We start from the raw sequence: 21,898 nt of genomic DNA, 5'->3' as shown, positions 1-21,898 counted from the left end.
AAATAATATGAATACAGTAAAAGTTAGAAATGTTGTTATTGGCGAAGGTGTACCAAAGATTTGCGTGCCTATCGTTGGAAAAACAAAAGAAGACATCCTCGCAGCAGCTGCTTCATTCAACGGCGTTGCACATGATGTAGTTGAATGGCGTGTTGACTGGTTCGATGATGTGTTTGATTTTTCAAAGGTTGAGGACGTTCTTAAGGATTTAAGAGCTGCTCTTGGCGACACACCTCTCCTCTTCACTTTCAGAACAAGCAACGAAGGTGGAGAAAAATCTATCGAGAAAGATGCTTACGCTACACTTAATAAGAATGCAGCTGCAACTGGTATGGTAGATTTAGTTGATGTAGAAGTTTTTACAGGTGATGATATTGTTAAGGATATCGTTGCTAGCGCTCATGCAAACGGCGTAAAGGTTGTAGCTTCTAACCACGACTTCGACAAGACTCCTGACAAGGACGATATCGTATCTCGTCTTCGTAAAATGCAGGAGCTTGGCGCAGATATTCCAAAGATTGCTGTTATGCCTACTTGCAAAAAGGATGTAGTTACACTCCTTGCTGCAACAGAAGAAATGGCAAGCAATTATGCAGATCGTCCAATCATCACAATGTCTATGGCAGGCACAGGACTTGTTAGCCGTCTTTGCGGCGAAGCATTCGGCTCTGCTCTCACATTCGGTGCTGTTGGAAAGGCTTCTGCACCAGGCCAGATGAACGCATCAGACCTTTCTACAATACTTAATCTTATACATGGTTCAATGTAATTATTAAGTCTTATAAGGGCGGTTTGTGCTTAGCACAAATTGCCCTTTAATTTTAAGAATTTAGTGTAAATATTCTGAATTATTTTAACTTTACTTTGCTAAAGTATTTCATAATGTTTATACTTATATCATACAAACTAGCCAAAGGGGTACCATTATATGACTGGAATCAAACGTATTTTTTTCTTTGTAGACGAATACCTTGAAGAATTCATCATGGTCGTTCTTCTTATTGCAATGAGTGTCATTATGGGCATTCAGATTTTCTGCCGCTACATTCTAGGCGCTTCTCTCTCATGGTCAGAAGAAATCACTAGATATCTATTTATCTGGTCAGCATTTTTCAGTGTTAGCTTATGCACTAAAAAATGTATTTCAATAAAAATCGATCAGTTCATTCGAAATCTCAAGCCAAGAAAAAAAGCATCTGTTAAAGTATTAAATCTTACAGTAGAATTTGTTTTCTTTGTATATTTAATACCTTTTGCATACAGGTACCTTATGGCAACTATAGAAAGCGGTCAGGTTTCTCCTGCCTGCGGAATTCCTATGTATTACGTACAGTCAGCTCCACTTGTGTGCTTTACACTTTGCGCTATCCGCATCTTAGAAAGATGGTTTTTAGAGTGGCATAATGTCATCCATCAGGAAGAGCTCAAGGATTGGCCATCTCACTTGGCAGAGCTTGAAAGACGTGCAAATCTCAAGAATTCTATGAGTAATCTCCTTTCACAGGAAAACTTTAATAAAGAAATACTCGAACATGACAATACCAGCAACAAGGAAGGAGGAAATTAAGCATGAGCGCAATCACTGTACTTATTCTTTTTGTAATTTGCTTAATTATAGCCATTCCTGTATCAATCTCACTTGGTATTGTTGCTGTACTTCCAGGAGCGTTTGATCCTTCATTTACTGCAAGTGCAAGCTATGTAATCCGTTCCATGGTAGGCGGTATCGACAGCTTCCCTCTTCTTGCAGTTCCAATGTTTGTTTTATCAGGAATCATTATGGCTCACGGTCAGATTTCCAAAAAGTTATTTGACGTGTTCTCATATTTTATTGGTAAGAAAACTGCAGGCGTTCCATGTGCTGTAATCATCACATGCCTTTTCTATGGTGCCATTTCCGGTTCAGCTCCAGCAACAGTTGCTGCCGTTGGCTCCATGACTATCCCTCTTCTACTGAATATGGGATATGATAAAAAGTTTTCTACAGCAATTGTCGCTGTTGCCGGTGGACTTGGTGTTATCATTCCACCAAGTATTCCTTTTATTATGTACGCAATGGCCTCCGGTGAATCAGTAGGTAATCTATTTATCGCCGGCATCATTCCTGGCATTCTTATAAGTATGCTTTTAATGCTTTACGCTTATATTCACTGCAAATGCTGTGGTGAAGATAAAGAAAAGATTAACGCTGAAATCGACGCACTTCATTCAAAGGGATTTGGAAAAATCTTCAAAGACAGCTTCTTTGCAATACTTAGCCCAATCATCGTACTTGGATGTATTTATGCCGGCATAGCATCACCTACAGAAGCTGCCGTTATCTCAGTATTTTATGCATTGGTTGTCAGCTTATTTGTTTACAAGACAATTCGCATTTCCGATATATGGAATATTTTTGTGGAAGCAATGAAAACTTACGCACCAATCCTTTTCATTCTTGCTGCATCCACAGCATTCTCACGAGTGCTTACTTTAATGCAGGTGCCACAGCTTGTAAGCGGATATATTCTGGATAATTTTACCAACAAGATTATCCTTTTACTTGTAATCAACCTGTTCCTTCTTATTGTTGGAATGGTTATGGATACAACTCCTGCCATCCTCATTTTATCTCCTATCCTGCTCCCTATAGTTCAGGCTGTAGGCATGGATGGCATTCACTTCGGTATTATGATGGTTGTTAACCTTGCAATCGGATTTGTAACACCTCCAATTGGTGTAAATCTTTTCGTTGCAAGCTCACTTACAGATGTGCCTGTTATGGATATTGCTAAGAAGGCAATGCCTATGATTTTAATGTTCTTAGTTGCTTTGTTACTTATCACATTCATTCCAGCCATCAGCTTAGTTCTTTTATAAACCGTATCAGGAGAAACAATATGAGATTTAAACAACTACTAGCTTTATCAACATCATTAATGATTGTTTTATCATTTACATCTTGCGGAACATCCACAGCTGTATCTGAAACCCAGACTTACGCTTGGCCTCTTGGCACATCCAGCCCAGAGGATACAGTCACTCAGATATATGCCGAAAAATTTGCTGAAGAAGTATACGAGCTTAGTGATGGCCAAATGGTTATCCAGGTGTATCCTAACAGCGTTTTAGGTGGCGATAGGGAGTTGCTGGAATCCTGCAAAGATGGCGATATTCCTTTTATCGTACAAAACACAGCACCTCAGGTAACATTCCTTCCTGATGTTGCTATATTCGATATGCCATGTCTTTTCAGCACAATCGATGATGTACGAGAAAAGGTAGATAATCCTGAATTTATGGATAAAATATCAGAAGTTTATGTAGAAGGCGGTTATCAATTACTTGGATACGCTGATCAGGGCTTCAGAGTCATGACTACAAACTCTCCAGTATATTCCCTCTCAGACTTCAAGGGACAGAAAATCAGAACAATGGAAAACTCATATCACCTTGCATTTTGGAAGTGCCTTTCAGCCTCTCCTACTCCAATGACTTTCTCCGAGGTATACATTGGATTACAGCAAGGCACAATTGATGCTCAGGAAAACCCATATGAAGTTATTGTTTCAAACAGATTATATGAGCAGCAGGATTATGTTGTTGAAACCAATCACCTGCCTCATTTAATCTCCCTTGTAGCCAGCGATGAGTTTATGAACACTCTGACACCTGAGCAGCAAGAAATAATCAATCAGGCTGCTACAATCGCTACAGAATATGCTCGTCAGCAGTCTGATGACCGTATTGCATCAAGAATCGCTACTATCGAGGAAAGCGGTACAGAAATCATTCCACTTTCCGATGATATTCGTGAGCAGATTCGCGAAGCAGCCACACCTGTTTATGACAGCATAAAAGAAAATGTAGACCCCGAACTATACGAGATCTACACCAAAGGAATCTTATAAATCCAATATGTTACGACTACAAGCCTGAAGTTACTCCGTTCAAAGATATTTCACTTGAGTAACCTCAGAGCTTGATGTCTACATATTGGATTATTTTATTAACTCTTTTGCTTTTGACTTTATTCTAGTAAGTGTATTATCTACGGACTTCTCCGCCTTTCCCAATTTTGCAGCTATTTCTCTATAGTCATAATCCTGCATATATAACTCAAAGACTTGCTTTTCCATAGGAGACAAGGCTTTTTTCAGTCTGTCTATAAGGTCAAGATTCTCCTCAGCCTCGATAACAATCTCGGCAGGATCATCGGTAGTAAATGCAGGCTCTTCTCTCTCCGAGCCATCCTCATCATAAAGTGAAACGTAAGCGTTTAATGGCGAATGCTTTTTACGATTGCTGGCCTCGATAGCCTTAATCATTTGGCGATCAATACACATCTGCGCAAAATGGAAAAATGTAACATCCGAGGAAATATTATAGTCGCCAATAGCGCTGAAAAGCCCTATCATTCCCTCTTGAATAAGATCCTCGTTTTCTCCGCCAACCAAAAAGTACTTTTTGGAATTCTTTAAAACGAGAGGCTTATACTTTTCACATATAAAATTCAGGATGGCTTGATCGCCATCCCGATATTTTATGATTAACTCTTCGTCCGATAAATTACTGTATTCTTTGTCTAACGATTTCATAAGCTAAAACTCCACAAGCAACTGATGCATTAAGTGAATCGATATCACCAAACATAGGAATTGATGCAATCATGTCACAGTTCTTTTTAACTAAGTCAGAAACCCCATGTCCTTCATTTCCAATTACAAGACCGATTGAACCTGTAAGATTAAGGTCGTACATTGTTGTGCCACCCATATCGGCGCATACAAACCACATTCCCTGCTCCTTAAGTTCTTCCATTGTCTTGCTGATGTTTGTAACCTTTGCTACTGGTGTGTAGTTGATAGCACCAGCTGAAGCCTTCGCAACTGTTGCAGTAAGACCAACTGCTCTGTGCTTAGGAATAACAACACCATGAGCACCAACCTGGTTTGCAGTACGAATGATTGCTCCAAGATTGTGTGGATCCTCAATGTTATCAAGGATGATAAGGAATGGTGCCTCACCTTTAGCCTTTGCGCGTTCCATGATTTCATCAAGCTCAACGTACTCATAGCTAGCAGCATATGCAAGAACACCCTGATGCTTGCCAGTCTCTGAAAGCTGATCCAAGCGCTCCTTCTTAACAAAGCTGATAACTGTGTCCTTGCTCTTCTTTGCTTCTCTAAGTATTGTCTGGATTGGGCCATCCTTGCAGCCTTCCAAAACAAACAACTTATCAATAGTTTTTCCAGATCTAAAGGCCTCTAATACTGCATTACGGCCTTCTACAATTCTACTTTCTTCCATATCTAAAACCTACGTTTTTGCTACAATCACAATCATTAGATTTCTTCCATCGACTAGAACGTCTCTTCCAGAAACCTAATAGATTGTTATCTGCAAAAACTTACTCTTTCTAATAAAACTAAATTATAGAATGTCCAATTCCACGGCTTCCACACCGCGTGTCACAAGCTCACATATGCGGTCCATATCTCCTGTGAGATAAAGGTATCCAAGCACCGCTTCAAAGCCTGTAGCCTCCAGGTAGTCCATTGTAGATGCATTCTTTGCCTTTGTGTGAGGCTTGGAATTGCGGCCACGGCGATACCAATCAGATTCTGCTTCTGTGAGCTGGTCCATAAGGGCCAAAACCATAGCAGCCTGGGTCTGAGCCTTGACTACCTGACTTGCCCTTTGGTGAAGCTTGTTAACGGGCGTATTGCCCTTATTTACGAGGATAGAACGAATGATGATATCAAACACTGCATCACCAATGTACGCAAGGGTAAGAGGCGAATATGTACGAATATCCTTTTGCTCTATGCCAAACTGTTCATTAAAATAGCTGTTTAAATCAACTGCCATACTACTCCCTCACGAGTATCCTTAATCTCTACACCTTTTTCTAAAAGCTCTGCTCTGATTGCATCTGCTGTAGCAAAATCCTTTGCTTTCTTTGCTTCTGCACGGCGAGCAATTGCATCATTGATGAATGCCTCAAGCTCTGCATCAACAGATGTTGCATCATCTGCTAAAGCCTTCGCATGTCCAATCAAATCAAGTGATAATACCTTATCAAAGCTCTCTACAAGAGCAAGCTTTGTCGCATCGTTTGTATCTGCCTTGAGAGCATCATAAAGAACTGTGATAGCCATTGATGTATTTAAGTCGTTTGATACTGCCTCAAGGAACTTAGCCTCGTATTCAGCCTTAACAGCCTCATCAACTGCCCCATCATTCTTGAGCTCTGAAACACGCTTTACAAGCTTGTTGTAAGCCTGAACTGTGTTGTCCAAATTCTCCCAAGAGAATACAAGTGGCTTGCGATAGTGTGACTGTAAGCAGAATAATCTGTATACAAGTGGGTCATATCCCTTTTCCTGAAGAACAGAAACTGTAAGGATTGCGCCCTTTGACTTTGACATCTTACCTGACTGGTCATTAAGGTGATTGCTGTGGAACCAGTAATTGCACCACTTGTGACCAAGATATGCCTCTGACTGAGCAATTTCGTTTGTATGATGTGGGAAGATATTATCAACACCACCACAGTGGATATCAATATATTCACCAAGGTGCTTCATTGAAATGCATGAGCACTCAATGTGCCATCCTGGGTAACCAACGCCCCATGGGCTGTCCCACTTAAGAGCCTGATCCTCGAACTTAGACTTTGTAAACCAAAGAACGAAGTCAGTCTTGTTTTTCTTATTAACATCCTCTTCTACGTCGTCACGAACGCCAACCTCAAGGGCTTCCTTTTCAACTGATGAAGAGAATACGTAATAATCCTGAAGCTTGCTAGTATCAAAGTAAACATTTCCACCAGCTACATATGCATAGCCCTTTTCAAGAAGGACCTCTACCATGTGGATGAACTCTGGAATGCAGTTTGTTGCAGGCTCGATAACATCTGGACGCTTATTTCCAACTGCATCGAAATCCTTGAAGAAAGCATCTGTGTAGAACTTTGCAATCTCCATAACTGTCTTGTGCTCACGCTTTGCGCCAGCTACCATCTTGTCCTCACCTGTATCTGCATCAGATGAAAGATGTCCAACATCAGTGATGTTCATAACACGGCGAACATCGTATCCTGCGTACTCTAATGACTTAATAAGAGCATCCTGCATGATGTATGTACGGATATTTCCGATATGTGCGAAATGATAAACTGTAGGGCCGCATGTGTACATGCTAACCTTCCCCTCTTCGTTTGACTTAAACTCCTCAACCTGTCTATCTAAAGTATTGTAAAATGTAAATTTTCCTGCCATTACTATTCTCCTCTTTTGCATCCTGCGCATCCTTCGCAGCTACGTCCTGTGTCCATCACTACATTGCTTCCATCATAAAATTCGTAGAGTAAACAGACTGCCTGAGCGCTGATGCCTTCTTCTCTTCCTGTGAAGCCTAAATGCTCCTCTGTAGTAGCTTTGATATTAACCTGGGAAACATCTATACCAAGACACCTGGCTACATTTTCTTCCATCTGATCAATGAATGGTCGAAGCTTTGGTGCCTGCGCAATAACTGTGGCATCCACATTTCCAACTACATAGCCTTCGTCCATAACGAGCTCACGAACCTCCTCCAATAGCTTCTGGGAATCAGCTCCCTTGTATTTAGGATCAGTATCTGGAAAATGTGCCCCTATATCCTTAAGCCCTGCTGCTCCAAGAACAGCATCTGATATTGCATGTAAAAGTACATCTGCATCGGAGTGACCTAACAGACCAAGTGTGTGCTCGATTTTAACACCACCTATGATTAAATCACGGCCCTCCACAAGCTTATGTACATCATAACCTGTACCTATTCTCATGTTGCCTCCTAATAATATAAAGAAATCTGCACTAGTGGCAGAATATCACCTATCAAACTACTGTATTATAACAAAAAAAGAGGACTATTGATAGTCCTCTTCCATTAATGTATCCATTTTAGCTTTGGTCTGTCTTCTTATCCTTCTTCTTGAAAGAAAACCCCTTTCCTTTCTTTTTTCTAACAAAGAATATAATACATAAAATAATTGCAATAAGAATGAGATAAGGCAATAGATAGATAATAGCTATCACGAAAGCCTGAATAAAAGCTACAAATCCTGCAAACGAGCTACTAAATGCCTCAACAAAACGATTCCACGCAGTATCTGCTTTTACTTCGCTATATGTGGCAACTTCAGTGATATCGATAGAAACTGTGCTGTAATCTATCTGATCATCATAAGCTTTCTTTTGAGCTGTGTAGCTTTCAATCTGATACTGAACCTCATTGATGCGGTCTTCGATTTCCAGTAAATCCTCAAGGTTATCAGCCTGCTCCTCAAGCTCCTGCAAGCGTTCTAACTTTGTATTTAAGCTTTTTAGTCTTGCTTGTACATCCACATAGCTTGAAGTGATATCATCAACACTTTCGCTCTTAGATGCAAGCGAGCCAACTTCTCCTACACTGTTCATAAAAGCTTCGTATTTGTCTGATGGAATACGGGCTGTAAAACTTGCGCTCCGGCTGCCATATTCCTCATTACCATATGATGAAGTGCTTTCGAAATAACCTCCGTTAGATGTAACAAGGTCCTTGATAGCAGCCACATCATCATCAAATGTCTTTGACTCAAGACTAATATATGATGTGTATATAAGCTTGCGGCTGGTATCATATTCCTCTAAATCTACATCTACTTCACTATCACTCTCGTTGGAGTAGCCAGTCTCTTCATAGGCCTCGTAATCTCCACTGTCGGTTAAGCCAAAGCTATCATATCCAGATGACTTTGATTCGGTAGCTGCAAATTCAGTTGTACCACTTGAATCTGCTCCCCCGCAGGCTGTAGCAAACAACATCATACCTACAACTACTAGTGCTAATAATCTTTTTCGCATAACCCCCTCCTTATTTAGCTATTAAAAATCAAATCCGTACTGTTCTTCGTTATCCCAATAACCTACATTGTTATCGTCATAGAAATGCTCACCAAGTGTAAAGCCTGAATCTGTGACTTCCTCTATGTAAAGTGTCGTATCCATATGTCCTTTTGCTTCGATTCCATTTGAAACTTCATACAAATCTACGCTGATTCCATCATTTACAAGAAGAACGAAATTACCTTCATCATTGTGAATGAAATATCCTGTAATCCAGCTTCCATTGCCGGACTCCTCTTTCAGCTCTTCATCGTCTACTCTTAAAATATAGTAGTTCTTGTCAGATTCTTCATCCCAAGTGTTGACAATACTGATATTCTCAAGCTGGCCATCATCGTCAAAATCAACGCTGCTATTAAGTCCTGCATTAGAAAGACTAATTACATATGACGCACCTTCAAGGGGAGTATATCTGTCGGCAATTTCATCGTACTCGGAATAAGGAACTGTAAACGAAATCATACCAGCTGCATATGGTGCAATATCATACTGCTGGAAAACAAATGTTATTCCTACATCATCTAAATAAAATTCGGGCTGATATCCATTTGAAAACTGCTCATTGATTACTTCTTTATAATCAATTACATCATCTTCATATAGGTTTGCTCTAGCCTCTTCTGAAGATGTAGCTATTGCGTTTAATATGTATTCCTTAGATGTATCTCTGATAGAATCTGCATCACCAAGGTCATCTAAAGTAATTTGCTCGCCTGTTCCTACATCGAAGCTAACGCCTGTAAATGTACCACCGCCATGAGCACCTCCCATGTATGTGTAATCATTAAGAATAAAGCTAAGGACTTTATTATCACGACGCTGTATATCTACTGTGATATTCTCAGAATACTTCATTTCGTATCCTTCGTCACCCATTTCTTCATTCTGCTGTTTAGCATCTTCGTTCATGCTATCAATGCCAGCATTAAAGTTTGATACTACGCCTGAGAAATAATCATCAATAGCTGCCTTAAGCTCTGGATGATCGTTATCTGTAATCTCAAGGCACTGCACCTGGCCTTCGAAATAATCATAGCCCTCGGCCTTGACAGATGTATATGCGATTTCTGGTGCTGTAGCGCTAGAATACTCTTTTTCTGTATTCTCTTCCTCCTGCGTCTGTTCTGTAACCTCTATTGTATCTGTATCCTGTGAATCTGTATCTTTTGCACAAGCCAACATAGATGTGACTGTAACTGCACAGATTGCAAGCATAGCTATTCTCTTTTTCATTAATCGTTCCTCCGTAATACCTAAAACTCTAAAACTATGTTTAAGTTCAGTATACACATTCTCTGTATTATATCAAGTAGTACAGTAAAGATTTTAGAATTCTTTACATTTACTTTAGAAATACAAAAATAGGATCCCCAAAGCACCCTTAGGGGATCCCATCTTGAAAGGAGGATTTATTGTAATAAAAGAAATAGTAAACTATTTAACTACCAGTCTCTTTGCGCCTTCTGCAGCAAGTGGACTACGAACAGTTTCACTTTCTTCGAAAGTGATTTGAGCACATAAAGTTGAGCCCTTCATTCTTTCTGCCGCAAATGTAAGACCGTTGTTCTTTCTGTCAAGCTTTGGAGAATCAATCTGATCAGGGTCACCAAGAAGAACTACCTTTGAACCCTTGCCAGCTCTTGTGATGATTTCCAAAATCTGACCAATTGTACAGTTTTGAGCTTCGTCCACGATAATATATGAATTAACCAGTGAACGTCCTCTCATATAAGCCAATGAACAAATCTCAAGGATACCTGTTTCAAACATATCCTCTATTTGAATCTTAATCTGCTCTTTCTCCTCGTTCTGTCCCTTCAAAAGAACCTGCAAGTTATCCATAAATGGAGCAATCAAAGGAGTCATTTTTTCTTCCAAATCACCAGGGAGGAAACCTAAATCATTGTCAGAAAGTGTATTACTTCTAGTAATCATGATTCTATCGTATCCGTTATGATAATACCCCTGAAGACCTGCTGCCAGCGCAAGGAATGTCTTAGCAGTACCTGCACTACCCTTTAATATAACAAGCGGCAGTACATCTGGGCTTGCTAATAGCGCATATAATGCAAATCGCTGACCTACGTTTCTTGGCTGACAATAAGGTGTATAAAAATCTCTATCCTTTAATAGGTGCCATCCATCTGTCTTAAATGTATAAAGAGCAGAATTGCTTCCATCCTTGCAAATTCCAAATTCATTTTCTATAAAGCCCTTATTAAAAGGACTTTCGATATCTTCTGGAGTGATATCCCTTCTACCTGTGTAATTCTCATTATCAAGAATCATTTCGTTGTGATAGCCCTGGACAACGCAACCACACATTGTAGCATTAATTCTCATGGATATATCATTTGTAACCAGAATAGTTTCAAGCTCAGATTGCTTTGCAATTCCCAGTACACAGTTGATTATTCTATTATCAGGCCTATCAAGAGAAAACTCAGCTGGAATCAGCTTTTCAAATTCAGATTCTTTGGCGATGATAAAAGTACCGCCATTTGGCATCGTAACCCCCTTTGCATAATCGCCTTCAACAGATTCGATGTTTCGAATGCTCTCTCTGGCGCCATAGCCCACTTCCGCAAAAGCAGTTTTCTTTGAATCAAGCTCTTGCAACGTTGTTGTAGTGATGAGAACATTGTTGTCATCAAAACCAAAAAGTGCTGTAGGGCAGTGAATCAAGATGTTTGTGTCTAGTACGTAGTTTTTCTTCATAGGGTCACGCTCCTTTATTAATTTGTATAATCTAATTTTATACCAATTAAGCACTAAGTTCTACAACATTTTGTGCTAAAGTATGTAAACTTTGTGAAAATAGACACCACATCTAGAACTGTCCCAAATAAAAAAACTGGTACCCGAAAGCACCAGTTTTATCATTACATATTGAATAATTCTACCTCTGACATAAATGGAATGGACTGCGCGGCTCCCTGTTTTTGAACTGCAAGAGCAGCTGCTTTAGAAGCATTCACAAGTACATCTCTCATAGTCTGTTTCTTAAGGATTCCAGCAATTAAATATCCTGTAAATGTATCGCCTGCCGCTGTGGTATCCACTGTATCCACATCAAAAGCTGCTTGATACAATTCCTCATCTCCGTGGTGGAAAATAGAACCGCCCTTTCCAAGGGTCAGAACGACTTTCGCATTAGCAAAGCTTGCTTCCATTGCAGCAACTATTGTGGTAGGTGTTGTCTGACCTGTCAGCTGCTGGCCTTCTGTCTCGTTCAAAACAAATATAGAAACCTTGCCCAAATCGCATTCATCTATGATTTCATTCATAGGCGATGGATTCAAAACAATTGTCATTCCCTTTGCAAAGGCCTGCTCAATTATATATGGAAGCTCATTTACCTCATTTTGAAGAAGAAGTATATCCCCTGTTTCAAAGTTCTTTAGAACTTCATCCACGTATTCTTTTGTGTTCTTTTGATTTGCACCGCCAAATAAAACTATGCTGTTTTGGCCCTCATCATCCACCTGAATGATGGTGTGACCGCATCTGCCGGTTACTGTTTTGATATAGTCTGTTTTGATGCCGCATTCCTGGCATGCATCATAAAAATCCAGACCTTCTTCTCCTACCAAACCTGCATGATAAACAGGCACTCCTGCTCTGGCTAATGCCACAGATTGGTTGAAGCCCTTTCCTCCCAAATGCATCTGCACATCGTTAGAAGAAATAGTCTCGCCTTCCCTGACAATGTGTGGAACCTGATAGGTATAGTCTAAATTAAGTGAGCCGAAATTTAATACCTTCATAAGCACCCCCGTAGACATTAAATATGTCCAACTAATAATAATCCAGCTAATCCGTAGTATGTAACAACAGCAACCAAATCGTTAACTGTTGTGATAAGTGGACCTGAAGCAACTGCTGGATCCACTTTAATCTTATGGAAGAAAATTGGAATTATAGTTCCGATAAAGCTTGATACTATCATAGCAATAAAAAGTGAAAATCCTACGATACTTGATACTCTAAAGGCGGCAAACCAAATATAGCCTTTAAATACATGTAAATATAAGGCTATAAAGAACAATGCCAATACACCAAGGATTAATCCGTTTGTACCACCAACTCGCATTTCCTTAAGGACAAATTTGGCCTTTTCAAGACCTGAAATTTCCTCATCCATAAGCACGCGAATAGTAACAGCCAGTGACTGAGTTCCAACGTTTCCTGCCATATCAAGAATCAATGACTGGAACACAACAACAATTGCAACTGATGCAACTACTTTATCAAAAATACCGATAACTGAGCTTGTTACAAGACCAAGGCCAAGTAAAAGCAACAACCATGGAATACGCTTTTTGATACTCTCTGGCAAGCTCTCATTTAAATCTTCCTCTGCAGTCAAACCAGCCAACTTAGCGTAGTCTTCACCCATCTCATCATCTACGGCCTCGATGATATCCTGAGATGTGATAACACCAATGATTTCATCGTTAGGATTAAGAACTGGGATAGAATCCTCAGCGTAATCCTTTAAATCTTCGATTGTATCTGCAATCATGGCATCCGCTTTTACGCTTGGATAGCTATGACTGATGACATCGTCCAATGGTGTGTAATCGCGGGCCAAAATAAGATCACGAAGATCGATAGCTCCGTAGTATTTCTTGTCCTCATCCTCAACATAAATAGTGTTGATATTGTCGTTGTCCTTTGACTGAGAAATCAAGGAACGCATTGCCTGCTTAACAGTGAAATTCTTTGCGATAACAATGAAGTTGGTAGTCATCATGCTACCGATTTCATCCTCATCATAAGAATTAATCAGTCGTACATCGGCAGATGCATCCTTATCCATGAGGGCGATGAGCTTCTCTCTCTCTTCCTCATCCTCGATATCTTCCAAAGCATCAACCGCATCATCGGCATCCATGTTTTCCAGGACGTCAGCAGCCTGCTCTGGTGTAATCTCTGCTAAATATTCACCTACATCTTCAATATAAGGGAAAAACTCTGATAGACGTTCAGCTCCCAAGATATCGAACAACCTTCTACGGTCCTCTGGCTCCAGTGCCTCATACGCTTCGGCGATATCGTTTTCATGATAATCGTCCAGAGCCTCCATAAGCTCCTCTGCGCTGATATTAGAACGTAGCAGGTCGATGATTTCTTGTAACTTGATGTCCTCTAATAAATCCTTTGTTTCCATGTTACTTTCTCCGCTATAAAAAAAGAATGTCATGTCTGATTTAGATGACGATGACATTCCTTACTTACATGAAAACAAAGCTCTTTTGATATTAACAAAAAGAACAGCTAATCATATGTATAAAAAATGTCTCGTCGCAGCATAATCGCCCATGACTGTCTGATTTATCCATAGCTGTTCTCCTTTCTTTAATTTGAATATATTGTTTGAATTTTACATAAAAAACATAACATAAAAAACAAGACTTTGTAAACCCCATTTAACAAAGTTTTTCAACCATTTCTCTATTAAATACTACTGATTTTACACCATCAACTTCTATCTGATATAAAGCGTTTGCTGCAAGGTGCTCTGCGGCCTGTTCTACGTTTCTGATTCCTGTCGAAATTACAAACTTTTCCATAACAGCATCAAGTCCGTCTTCTGTTACCTGACACTCTTCCGGGCTCATTCCAATTCGCTTTAAAACCTTTGGCAATGAGAATCTACGGAAGATTTCTTTCTTCTCCTCCACTGTATAATCTGGAATATCGATTACTGCAAATCTGGACATAAGTGGTGCTGAAATATCAGCCTTTACGTTTGCTGTAGCGATTGGATAAACACCCATAGTTGGAATCATACATTCCATATAATTGTCAGTGAATCCCAGATTATCAAGAAGAGTTAATAACACATCAGCTGGATTGCCGTTGCCCTTGCCTGAATTTGCTTTATCCAACTCATTAATGATAAACACCAGATTGCTTGTGCCTGAATTTGCAAAGGCTTCCATAATGATTCCCGGCTTTGCATTAGAATAAATTCGCGAGCTACCAGTAAGCTGCTCAGGGTCATTGATAGAACTCATATCAAGAGTTGTCCATGGCAATTTCAGGATACGCGCTACCGCATATGCGATTTGAGATTTACCAACTCCCGCCGGGCCACATAAAAGCAAGCCATAGCTTGGCAAGGTATGAGTACGATTAACCTGAATTACAGTCTCCATAATTCGCTGCTTCACTGATTCAAGACCGTACAATTCCTCATCAAGAATTCGTCTTGCCTCAACCGGATCAATGGCCTCAAAATAATCACTCTTCCACTGGATACTTGTCATGATTGAAAGAGCTCTTTGAGCATGACGTCTCTCCTCAATTGTAACCTCAGCAGATTTTGCTACAGCCAGATTTCTTCTAGCCCAAAGGCGAATATTATCAGGAAATGTTCTGCCAGCGCAGGTAATAAAATCGGTGATAGACTGAATGCTGGTAAGCTTCATATCATCTCCGTCTTCTGCATCCTCCTCATCCAGTTCTTCCTCTGAAGGTGGATTAGAAGCAAAGAGACGTTCCATCATAAACTGTAGAAAGCCATCCTCTGATGATAGTTTTCCGTTTCCTGTGGATGTCTCGCGAATCTTGTAAACTGCATAGCCGTCCTCAGTGTTTGCACCAGAAAGTCTAACTGGAATGTGATTCTCTCCAAGCCATCCAATCAAGCTGACAAAACGAGAATCCACTCGCAATATATCCTTTGAAATAACACCATCTGCAAGCTCAGCTTCAAAGCTGCTCCTAGCAATAGGATTTGTAAACACACCATTTACATGATGGCTCAGCTTGCCATCCTTATCTTCTATTATAATAATAGGCTTTTCTGGACTGGCCTGAGGCTCATCAGATTGAAAAGTAGTGTATGTCTTCACTGCCTCGCTGTTGTCTTTTTCTTCCTGTGCAAAATCAAATACTGGCATTTTTCTCTCCTTAATCTCCATTTTTATCTTTTTGATTGTAGCAAAACTCTTTAGCATGGTAAAGAGTTCTCAGAAAGAATCTTGCAAGTATACTTGCATTCTATTTTTAATTTAGAGGCAATATTTTGCTATTGCATAAAAAATGTGGATAACTCTCCAAAATTTATCTTAAAATTCGATAAGTTATCCACATGTTATCTTTCAACAATATGAAATTAATTATTTGATAATAATCAGATGATTATAAATATTTCTTTTGCTCTGTAAAGCCTCGTCCTTTAACTTCTGAAACACGACTTACAATAATAAATGCTTCTGGATCTATTTCATGAACAAGCTGCTCAGTCTTGGCAAGCTCTCTTGCTGTTACAATTGAAAGAGTGATTTCAGTATCCTTGCCAAGGTAACCAGTGCGACCATACATCACAGTAACACCGCGGTCGATATCCTGAAGAATTGCTCTACGAATATCGTCACTTTTCTTGCTGACAACCTTAATCTGAGTTCTTGCCTTTCCAAGGATAAGCATTCTATCAAGAGTGTTTGTATATATAATTACAAGGATTATTCCATAAAGTACTAAAGTCTTTTCTGTAAATAAAGCCTGCAATACTAAAATGCAAATATCAAATACCCACATAGCACCTGAAATAGGGGTTCCAAAGAACTTGTTTAGAACTATAGGTGGAATATCCATTCCTCCAGTGGATGCGCCTGTACGAATAACTATTCCCAGGCTGACACCTATAAAAAGTCCACCAAACACAGTGCAAAGCACTATATCATCAGTAGGCCTAAAATAAACTGCAAGTATTTCCGCTATATGAAGTTCTACGGGAAAACAGAAAGTTGAAAGTAATGAATTGGCCGCAAACCTGCGCCCCATCACCTTCCATCCGATAAGGAATAGACATGTGTTTATTACAAATACCACATGAGGGACCTTCCAACCAAGCATATGGTGAAAGAACAATGCTATACCGGTGCCTCCGCCAGTAATTAAGCCAGATGGCTCAATAAAAAAAGCAACTCCCAAGGCATAAATAAAATTTCCAAGTACTACAATCAATGCTGTCTTTAATATCTGCTTCATTTCACACCTGTTTTAATAAAAATAATTAGCGAATATAATCTTCGCAACAGGTTGGATTGTACACCATTTGCGGACATTTGTCAGCACAGCACGGTAACGCATTAGCAGACTAAAGTGCCTATAAAAAAATAAAGCTAGAATGTTACGAATACATGCTAGCTTTATTAATTATCATCCACTTACTTATCAAACTTTAGGAAGTGCATTCGGCCATCTTCCTTCTTTACCTCGCGCTGAGGCTTTTCTCCTACCTCTGGGTTGAAGAAAACACCCTTGAGGCTGTTGGTGCGAGAACGAATGCAATCTGGACAATAGCGTCCGTAGCGGATGCTGCAGCCACAGCTTTCGCACTGCACATATACTGGGCTTCCCTCTGGAATCTCCAAACGCCCTTGGCGAAGCATACCATTGATAATATCAACTGGCACGCCAGTATGTTCTGAAATGATGATAGCTGGTGTGGCACCATGCTCATCGATATATTCCTTGACTCTGCCGAAATCATCGATTTCCTGATTGCCACAATCAAAACATTCGTATCGGCCTCCTCCGATATATCGGATACGACCTTTGCATTTTGAACATCTATTAGGTTTTCTCTCAAGAAATTCCTTGGTGAATTTCTCTTGTTCAGCCTTTGTTCCCATTTAAAATCCTCTTATAAATCAAATTCGTTTGTGATGCTCTCGTCAAGAGCTACAGTATCAGCTCCTGCCCCTTCAAGCCCCTCTCTGATAAGTTTCCAGTTCTGTAAAAACCAAACTGTCTGAGCAGGATGCTTGTATAAAGAAAGCATCTGTGCGCCCTCGTACTTGTATGGATATACTAAAGGTATGTTGCTTGGTCTAGCTGTAGTAAAAAACAAAACATTCTTATAAAGATGCTTTGTGATTGCATTTGGAGTAACGCAGTAGAAAATATTCTCTCCAAAATCGGTAGAGTACCAAAACTTCATGCTAGCTTGATCTACATCCGAAGGTTCCATACCAGTAACCTCGAATTCATCTACACGAAGCGACTTCATTTCAAAGTCCTCTTCGTCATCCTCTTTTGCTTTTTTAACGGCATCCTTCCATTTTTTAGCCTCTACCGGATTCATCAAGCCTGCAAAGAATCTGTTTTCTTTTTCCGCCTTTTCTGAATCCTCTTCACTCTCGCTAGGATCCCTGCCTGTCTTTAACCAATAATTAATTGTATTAAGATTATTTGTAAGCAATCTCACATGTGGTGCGTACTGTTTGTCCATTTGCACCATCAGCTTAAGGTAGTATTCAAATTCTTCTCTTGCCGCCTGCAAAGCGTTCTTTCTTTTAAAGTAGAAAGGCAAACCTACAAGAGCAGAAATGCCTACAATAATAACACAAATATTAACTGCAACCCAATTCATAAATCATTTACTCCAAGTTAAATAAATAATATTGAATATCCAATCAGTCCTATCAGCACAATCAAAAGAATAGTATTTATTACGGTAAGACTAGTCAAAGTGGACATGCTTCTCTCCTGCTTTTTAAGCCTGTCCGCATTGTACACTTCCTCGATTTTTGCTGAAAAATCCTTGGTAACACTATCCAATTGCTTTTTCAAAGGTGTGCCATAATCTAGAGAATCCTTTAGGTCATTAACCTTTGTCTCTAAAGATTTAAGTAATTTTTCATTACGCTCCTGATTGTCAGCCACCTGCTGTTTAATGTCATTATTATCATGACCAAAAAGCTCCAGGGTCTGCTGCATAGCGTAGATTTCCCCCTGAAGTCTATCAATCTCCCCACGAATGGATTCCTCGTCCATGCTTACATAACGATGCCTAAAAATAGGTTTTCCATTATATTCGTTTTGCATAAACTTCTCCCTTCTATGCGTATTATCCTGAATTTAGTTTACCACTTTTTTACAACAATTTGTATACTAAAAGACAAATTAATACTAAATCTAGAAAAGGCAGCTAGAGTGAACTAGCTGCCTAAAAATATACATATCTATTATAAAGAGAATTGTGCAACGAAATCCTGAAGCTCTTGAGCATTACCTGCAAGACGGTCAGAAGCCTGGGCAACTTCATATGATGATGCAGTCTGCTCCTGAGATGCAGCTGATACATTTGAAGTCTCATCTGCAACTGAAATACTCATCTGCTCTATGTCATGGATATTCTTTGCGATAGTATCTGTTCCACCGGAAAGCTGTTCTACGATGGCGCTCATTGTATTGGATTCCTCAGAAATAGAGTTAACCATATTTACAATATTATTGAATGTTTCGCCAGCTTCGTTTACAAGCTCAGAACCATTGATAACCTCTTCAGCGCCCTGTTTCATAGCCTCTACAGCCTCTCTAGAATTGTTCATGATAGCTGCAATAAGCTCATTAATCTTCTGGGCCGCCTGATTTGATTCGTCAGCTAGCTTTGAAATCTCGCTGGCAACAACTGCAAATCCTTTACCCATCTCTCCTGCACGAGCAGCTTCGATTGAAGCGTTCAGTGAAAGAAGGTTTGTCTGGCTTGCGATTTCTGCAATTGTAACAACAAATTCGTCGATGCTCTTTAATCTCTCACCAAGATCATCTACTACTCTTGCAGAGTTCTCAACTGAATCCTTGATGGTATTCATCATATCTGTTGCATTAGTCATATCTGCCGCACCATTGATAGCAGCTTCATTTGTAGATTTAATCATTTCAGAAGAACGATTAATTGCTTCCTTGAATTCCTGCATATTTGTAACAAATGAATCTGTTTCTGAGCTAGCATCTGTTACTGCACTAATCTGGCCTGAGCATGAGTTTGCAACATTTGTACAAGAAGTTGCAACCATCTCACTGGCTTCTGCTGACTGTGATGCAGACGCCGAAAGCTCTTCTGACGCTGATGCTACAGAAGATGTGGTATCTGAAATCTGAATCATGAGGTCTCGAATATTTTCATGCATCAAATCCAATGCCTCAGATATTGCACCTATTTCATTATTATGGCTCTTCAGCTTTCGAACCTCTTCCATTGCTTCATTTTCTGTAAAGTCTCTATTAGACATTCGAATCATCTGATTAGCTGCTTTAGTTATAGGCTGTGTGATTCTGCCTCCTGCAAGGAAGGCTGCAACAGCACCTATAATAACAAGGACAAGCATAATTACTACAGTTTCTATGATACTCTTCATCAAAGCTTGATGTGCATGTGCCTGATACTCAGCAACAACTACATCCAAATCATCAACCCATACACCTGTACCCATTACCCAATCAAATGGCTCATAGTAAGCTGTATAGTTAATCTTTGGAAGTTCTTCCGTCTCATTTGGTTTTGCAAACATAAGCTCGGTATAGCCACCGCCTTCTTGCATACCATTTTCAATCATCTGCTGAATATATTTATTTCCAGATGAATCTGTAGCATCCCATCTAGACTGGCCTTCTGTATCTCTGCCTAAAAGAACTACATTCACACCTTTTGATGTATCAACCCAGAAATAACCGTTACCGTCATCATATCTAAGCTCGCGAATAATATCAGCCGACTCCTTTTCAGCCTCTGCCAGTGTCATTTCGCCATTCTGGTATCTGCCATACATAACCGCGCAGATACTCATTGCTTCTTCTGTCTCATGCTTTAATTTAAGCTTAACATCCTCAACAAGTCTCGAGCTGTAAACATCAACCTGAGTATTGTTTGTATTTACGGTATTGATAATAGAAAATACCGAAACAATAGCTGCAGAAAGTATTACAGATGCCATTACAACTCCAACGAGAATTGTCTTTAAACTCCCCCTCTTCTTTGCTTCTCCTGCCATAGTAAAAGCCCCTCCTTGGCATAGTGACTATATCAGTTACTATAGCATTTAATTTCTGACATTTTTGCATTTTCACAGATAGTTCACTGATAATTCAAAATGTTGCACACCCATTTATGTCTTCAAATCGACATAATATGCCAAACCCATAGACCTTTGCAAGATATCTGTTAACATACTTATTGATTGATAACATTCTAAAAGAGCCAGTTGCTATGTATTTTATAGGGACTGACTCTTTCTCCATTTTTCTTAAGATTTAGTATACTTCATAAGCATTTCAATGTAGTTTTTTGTCAACTGAGACTGTGGCACATTGCCAGGAAGGATATAACCTATCTCCATGTAATCGTCCACTTTCAACGGCTTTGCGATGATGCTTGGACCATTTAATTCTTCACTGATAACACCGCTACAAATAGTATATCCGTTAAGACCAATCAGCAAATTAAAGAGCGTTGCTCTATCTCTTACAATTATTTCCTTGTCACTATCGATGGTGCTAAGTATTTCCTCTGAAAAGTAAAAGGAGTTGTGGCTTCCCTGCTCGTAGGAAAGACGTGGATAGGCCTTCAAATCATCTAGCGTCAGTGCTTTCTTCTTGGCAAGTGGACTGTTCTTTCCAATGAAGACATGTGGTTTCGCCTTAAATAAAGAATGAAATACCAGGCCATTGTCACGTAAGGTTTTCTTTATGACAGTTTCGTTGAATTTGTTCAGATACAGAATACCTATTTCACTTCTGAGCCTTGCCACATCCTCGATAATATCGTAGGTTTGGGTCTCCCTCATATGAAATTCGTATTTGTCACCGCCATACTGCTTTAGCAGCTCTACAAATGCTTCCACTACAAAGGAATAGTGCTGGGCTGATACGCAAAAACGCTGCTTGCTGTGGCCAGCTCCTGTGTACTTTTCTTCTATAAGATTTGTTTGCTCCAGCACCTGTCTGGCGTATCCTAAGAATTCATCTCCCTCTGGAGTGATCTCGATTCCCTTATTGGAACGGTTGAATATGGTGATGTGATATTCATTTTCCAGTTCCCTGATAGCAGATGTTAAGCTTGGCTGAGCAATAAAAAGCCTCTTTGCCGCTTCTGTAATATTTCCTATTTCTGCTACTTCTACTACGTATCTAAGCTGTTTTAGGGTCATTTTCTCACCTTCCTATACATTGCCACTTCATAATTA

General features: G+C 39.7%; 21 protein-coding genes. 4 read left to right on the top strand and 17 right to left on the bottom strand.

Features of this window, described 5'->3' with window-relative positions:
• Positions 1 to 7 precede the first annotated feature (7 nt).
• From aroD to BM102_RS06075, 4 genes are all read left to right on the top strand, one after another.
• Positions 8 to 769: a type I 3-dehydroquinate dehydratase gene (gene aroD, locus BM102_RS06090; RefSeq protein WP_044933906.1), complete on the top strand. Its 762-nt coding sequence runs from the start codon at positions 8 to 10 to the stop codon at positions 767 to 769.
• A gap of 159 nt (positions 770 to 928) precedes the next feature.
• Positions 929 to 1,567 carry a TRAP transporter small permease gene (locus BM102_RS06085; protein WP_330371721.1) on the top strand — a complete coding sequence of 213 codons (639 nt, stop codon included), beginning with the start codon at positions 929 to 931 and terminating at the stop codon, positions 1,565 to 1,567.
• 2 nt (positions 1,568 to 1,569) lie between these two features.
• Positions 1,570 to 2,859, top strand: coding sequence for a TRAP transporter large permease (locus tag BM102_RS06080; RefSeq protein ID WP_090480052.1), 1,290 nt, complete (start codon positions 1,570 to 1,572; stop codon positions 2,857 to 2,859).
• A 59-nt stretch (positions 2,860 to 2,918) separates the two neighbouring features.
• Entirely contained in the window at positions 2,919 to 3,890 is a 972-nt protein-coding gene (locus tag BM102_RS06075; protein WP_081821950.1) for a TRAP transporter substrate-binding protein, read from the top strand.
• 90 nt (positions 3,891 to 3,980) lie between these two features.
• Here the strand turns inward: BM102_RS06075 and BM102_RS06070 are convergent, their stop codons facing one another.
• The 17 genes from BM102_RS06070 to BM102_RS05990 form a co-directional block, all read right to left on the bottom strand.
• The gene (locus BM102_RS06070; RefSeq protein WP_090480050.1) at positions 3,981 to 4,577 is read right to left on the bottom strand and encodes a sigma-70 family RNA polymerase sigma factor; all 597 of its coding nucleotides are present in this window, start codon (positions 4,575 to 4,577) and stop codon (positions 3,981 to 3,983) included.
• Positions 4,549 to 5,289: a 23S rRNA (guanosine(2251)-2'-O)-methyltransferase RlmB gene (gene rlmB / locus BM102_RS06065; protein ID WP_090480047.1), complete on the bottom strand. Its 741-nt coding sequence runs from the start codon at positions 5,287 to 5,289 to the stop codon at positions 4,549 to 4,551. The genes BM102_RS06070 and rlmB overlap by 29 nt, the downstream gene beginning before the upstream one ends.
• A 123-nt stretch (positions 5,290 to 5,412) precedes the next feature.
• Positions 5,413 to 5,850, bottom strand: coding sequence for a Mini-ribonuclease 3 (locus BM102_RS06060; RefSeq protein ID WP_044933898.1), 438 nt, complete (start codon positions 5,848 to 5,850; stop codon positions 5,413 to 5,415).
• Positions 5,835 to 7,262, bottom strand: coding sequence for a cysteine--tRNA ligase (cysS, locus tag BM102_RS06055; RefSeq protein ID WP_090480044.1), 1,428 nt, complete (start codon positions 7,260 to 7,262; stop codon positions 5,835 to 5,837). The genes BM102_RS06060 and cysS overlap by 16 nt, the downstream gene beginning before the upstream one ends.
• Before the next feature lie 2 nt (positions 7,263 to 7,264).
• Complete coding sequence (gene ispF / locus BM102_RS06050; RefSeq protein WP_090480042.1) at positions 7,265 to 7,810, bottom strand: 2-C-methyl-D-erythritol 2,4-cyclodiphosphate synthase; 546 nt, start codon at positions 7,808 to 7,810, stop codon at positions 7,265 to 7,267.
• A gap of 118 nt (positions 7,811 to 7,928) precedes the next feature.
• Complete coding sequence (locus BM102_RS06045) at positions 7,929 to 8,870, bottom strand: DUF4349 domain-containing protein (protein ID WP_090480039.1); 942 nt, start codon at positions 8,868 to 8,870, stop codon at positions 7,929 to 7,931.
• Positions 8,871 to 8,891: 21 nt separating this feature from the next.
• Positions 8,892 to 10,145 (bottom strand): DUF3298 and DUF4163 domain-containing protein, encoded by a 1,254-nt coding sequence (locus BM102_RS06040; protein WP_090480036.1) that lies wholly within the window; start codon positions 10,143 to 10,145, stop codon positions 8,892 to 8,894.
• 201 nt (positions 10,146 to 10,346) lie between these two features.
• Complete coding sequence (locus BM102_RS06035) at positions 10,347 to 11,630, bottom strand: PhoH family protein (RefSeq protein WP_044933890.1); 1,284 nt, start codon at positions 11,628 to 11,630, stop codon at positions 10,347 to 10,349.
• A 164-nt stretch (positions 11,631 to 11,794) separates the two neighbouring features.
• A complete protein-coding gene (locus BM102_RS06030; protein WP_090480034.1) occupies positions 11,795 to 12,679 on the bottom strand; it encodes a ribokinase in 885 nt (294 codons plus the stop codon).
• Between the two features lie 17 nt (positions 12,680 to 12,696).
• Entirely contained in the window at positions 12,697 to 14,085 is a 1,389-nt protein-coding gene (gene mgtE / locus BM102_RS06025; RefSeq protein WP_090480031.1) for a magnesium transporter, read from the bottom strand.
• 259 nt (positions 14,086 to 14,344) lie between these two features.
• The gene (locus tag BM102_RS06020) at positions 14,345 to 15,823 is read right to left on the bottom strand and encodes an AAA family ATPase (RefSeq protein WP_090394103.1); all 1,479 of its coding nucleotides are present in this window, start codon (positions 15,821 to 15,823) and stop codon (positions 14,345 to 14,347) included.
• A 241-nt stretch (positions 15,824 to 16,064) separates the two neighbouring features.
• Complete coding sequence (locus BM102_RS06015) at positions 16,065 to 16,916, bottom strand: YitT family protein (protein WP_090480028.1); 852 nt, start codon at positions 16,914 to 16,916, stop codon at positions 16,065 to 16,067.
• Positions 16,917 to 17,095: 179 nt separating this feature from the next.
• Positions 17,096 to 17,563 carry a hypothetical protein gene (locus tag BM102_RS06010; protein ID WP_049960228.1) on the bottom strand — a complete coding sequence of 156 codons (468 nt, stop codon included), beginning with the start codon at positions 17,561 to 17,563 and terminating at the stop codon, positions 17,096 to 17,098.
• 11 nt (positions 17,564 to 17,574) lie between these two features.
• Positions 17,575 to 18,303 carry a hypothetical protein gene (locus BM102_RS06005; RefSeq protein WP_090480026.1) on the bottom strand — a complete coding sequence of 243 codons (729 nt, stop codon included), beginning with the start codon at positions 18,301 to 18,303 and terminating at the stop codon, positions 17,575 to 17,577.
• Between the two features lie 17 nt (positions 18,304 to 18,320).
• Entirely contained in the window at positions 18,321 to 18,758 is a 438-nt protein-coding gene (locus tag BM102_RS06000) for a hypothetical protein (protein WP_044933878.1), read from the bottom strand.
• 140 nt (positions 18,759 to 18,898) lie between these two features.
• Positions 18,899 to 20,707, bottom strand: coding sequence for a methyl-accepting chemotaxis protein (locus BM102_RS05995; protein ID WP_090480023.1), 1,809 nt, complete (start codon positions 20,705 to 20,707; stop codon positions 18,899 to 18,901).
• Positions 20,708 to 20,959: 252 nt separating this feature from the next.
• Positions 20,960 to 21,862, bottom strand: coding sequence for a LysR family transcriptional regulator (locus BM102_RS05990; protein WP_090480019.1), 903 nt, complete (start codon positions 21,860 to 21,862; stop codon positions 20,960 to 20,962).
• Positions 21,863 to 21,898: the final 36 nt, after the last annotated feature.

Origin of the sequence: Pseudobutyrivibrio sp. JW11, assembly GCF_900115355.1 — a bacterium.
Lineage (GTDB): Bacteria > Bacillota > Clostridia > Lachnospirales > Lachnospiraceae > Pseudobutyrivibrio > Pseudobutyrivibrio ruminis.
This window is presented reverse-complemented; position numbering and strand designations above follow the sequence as displayed.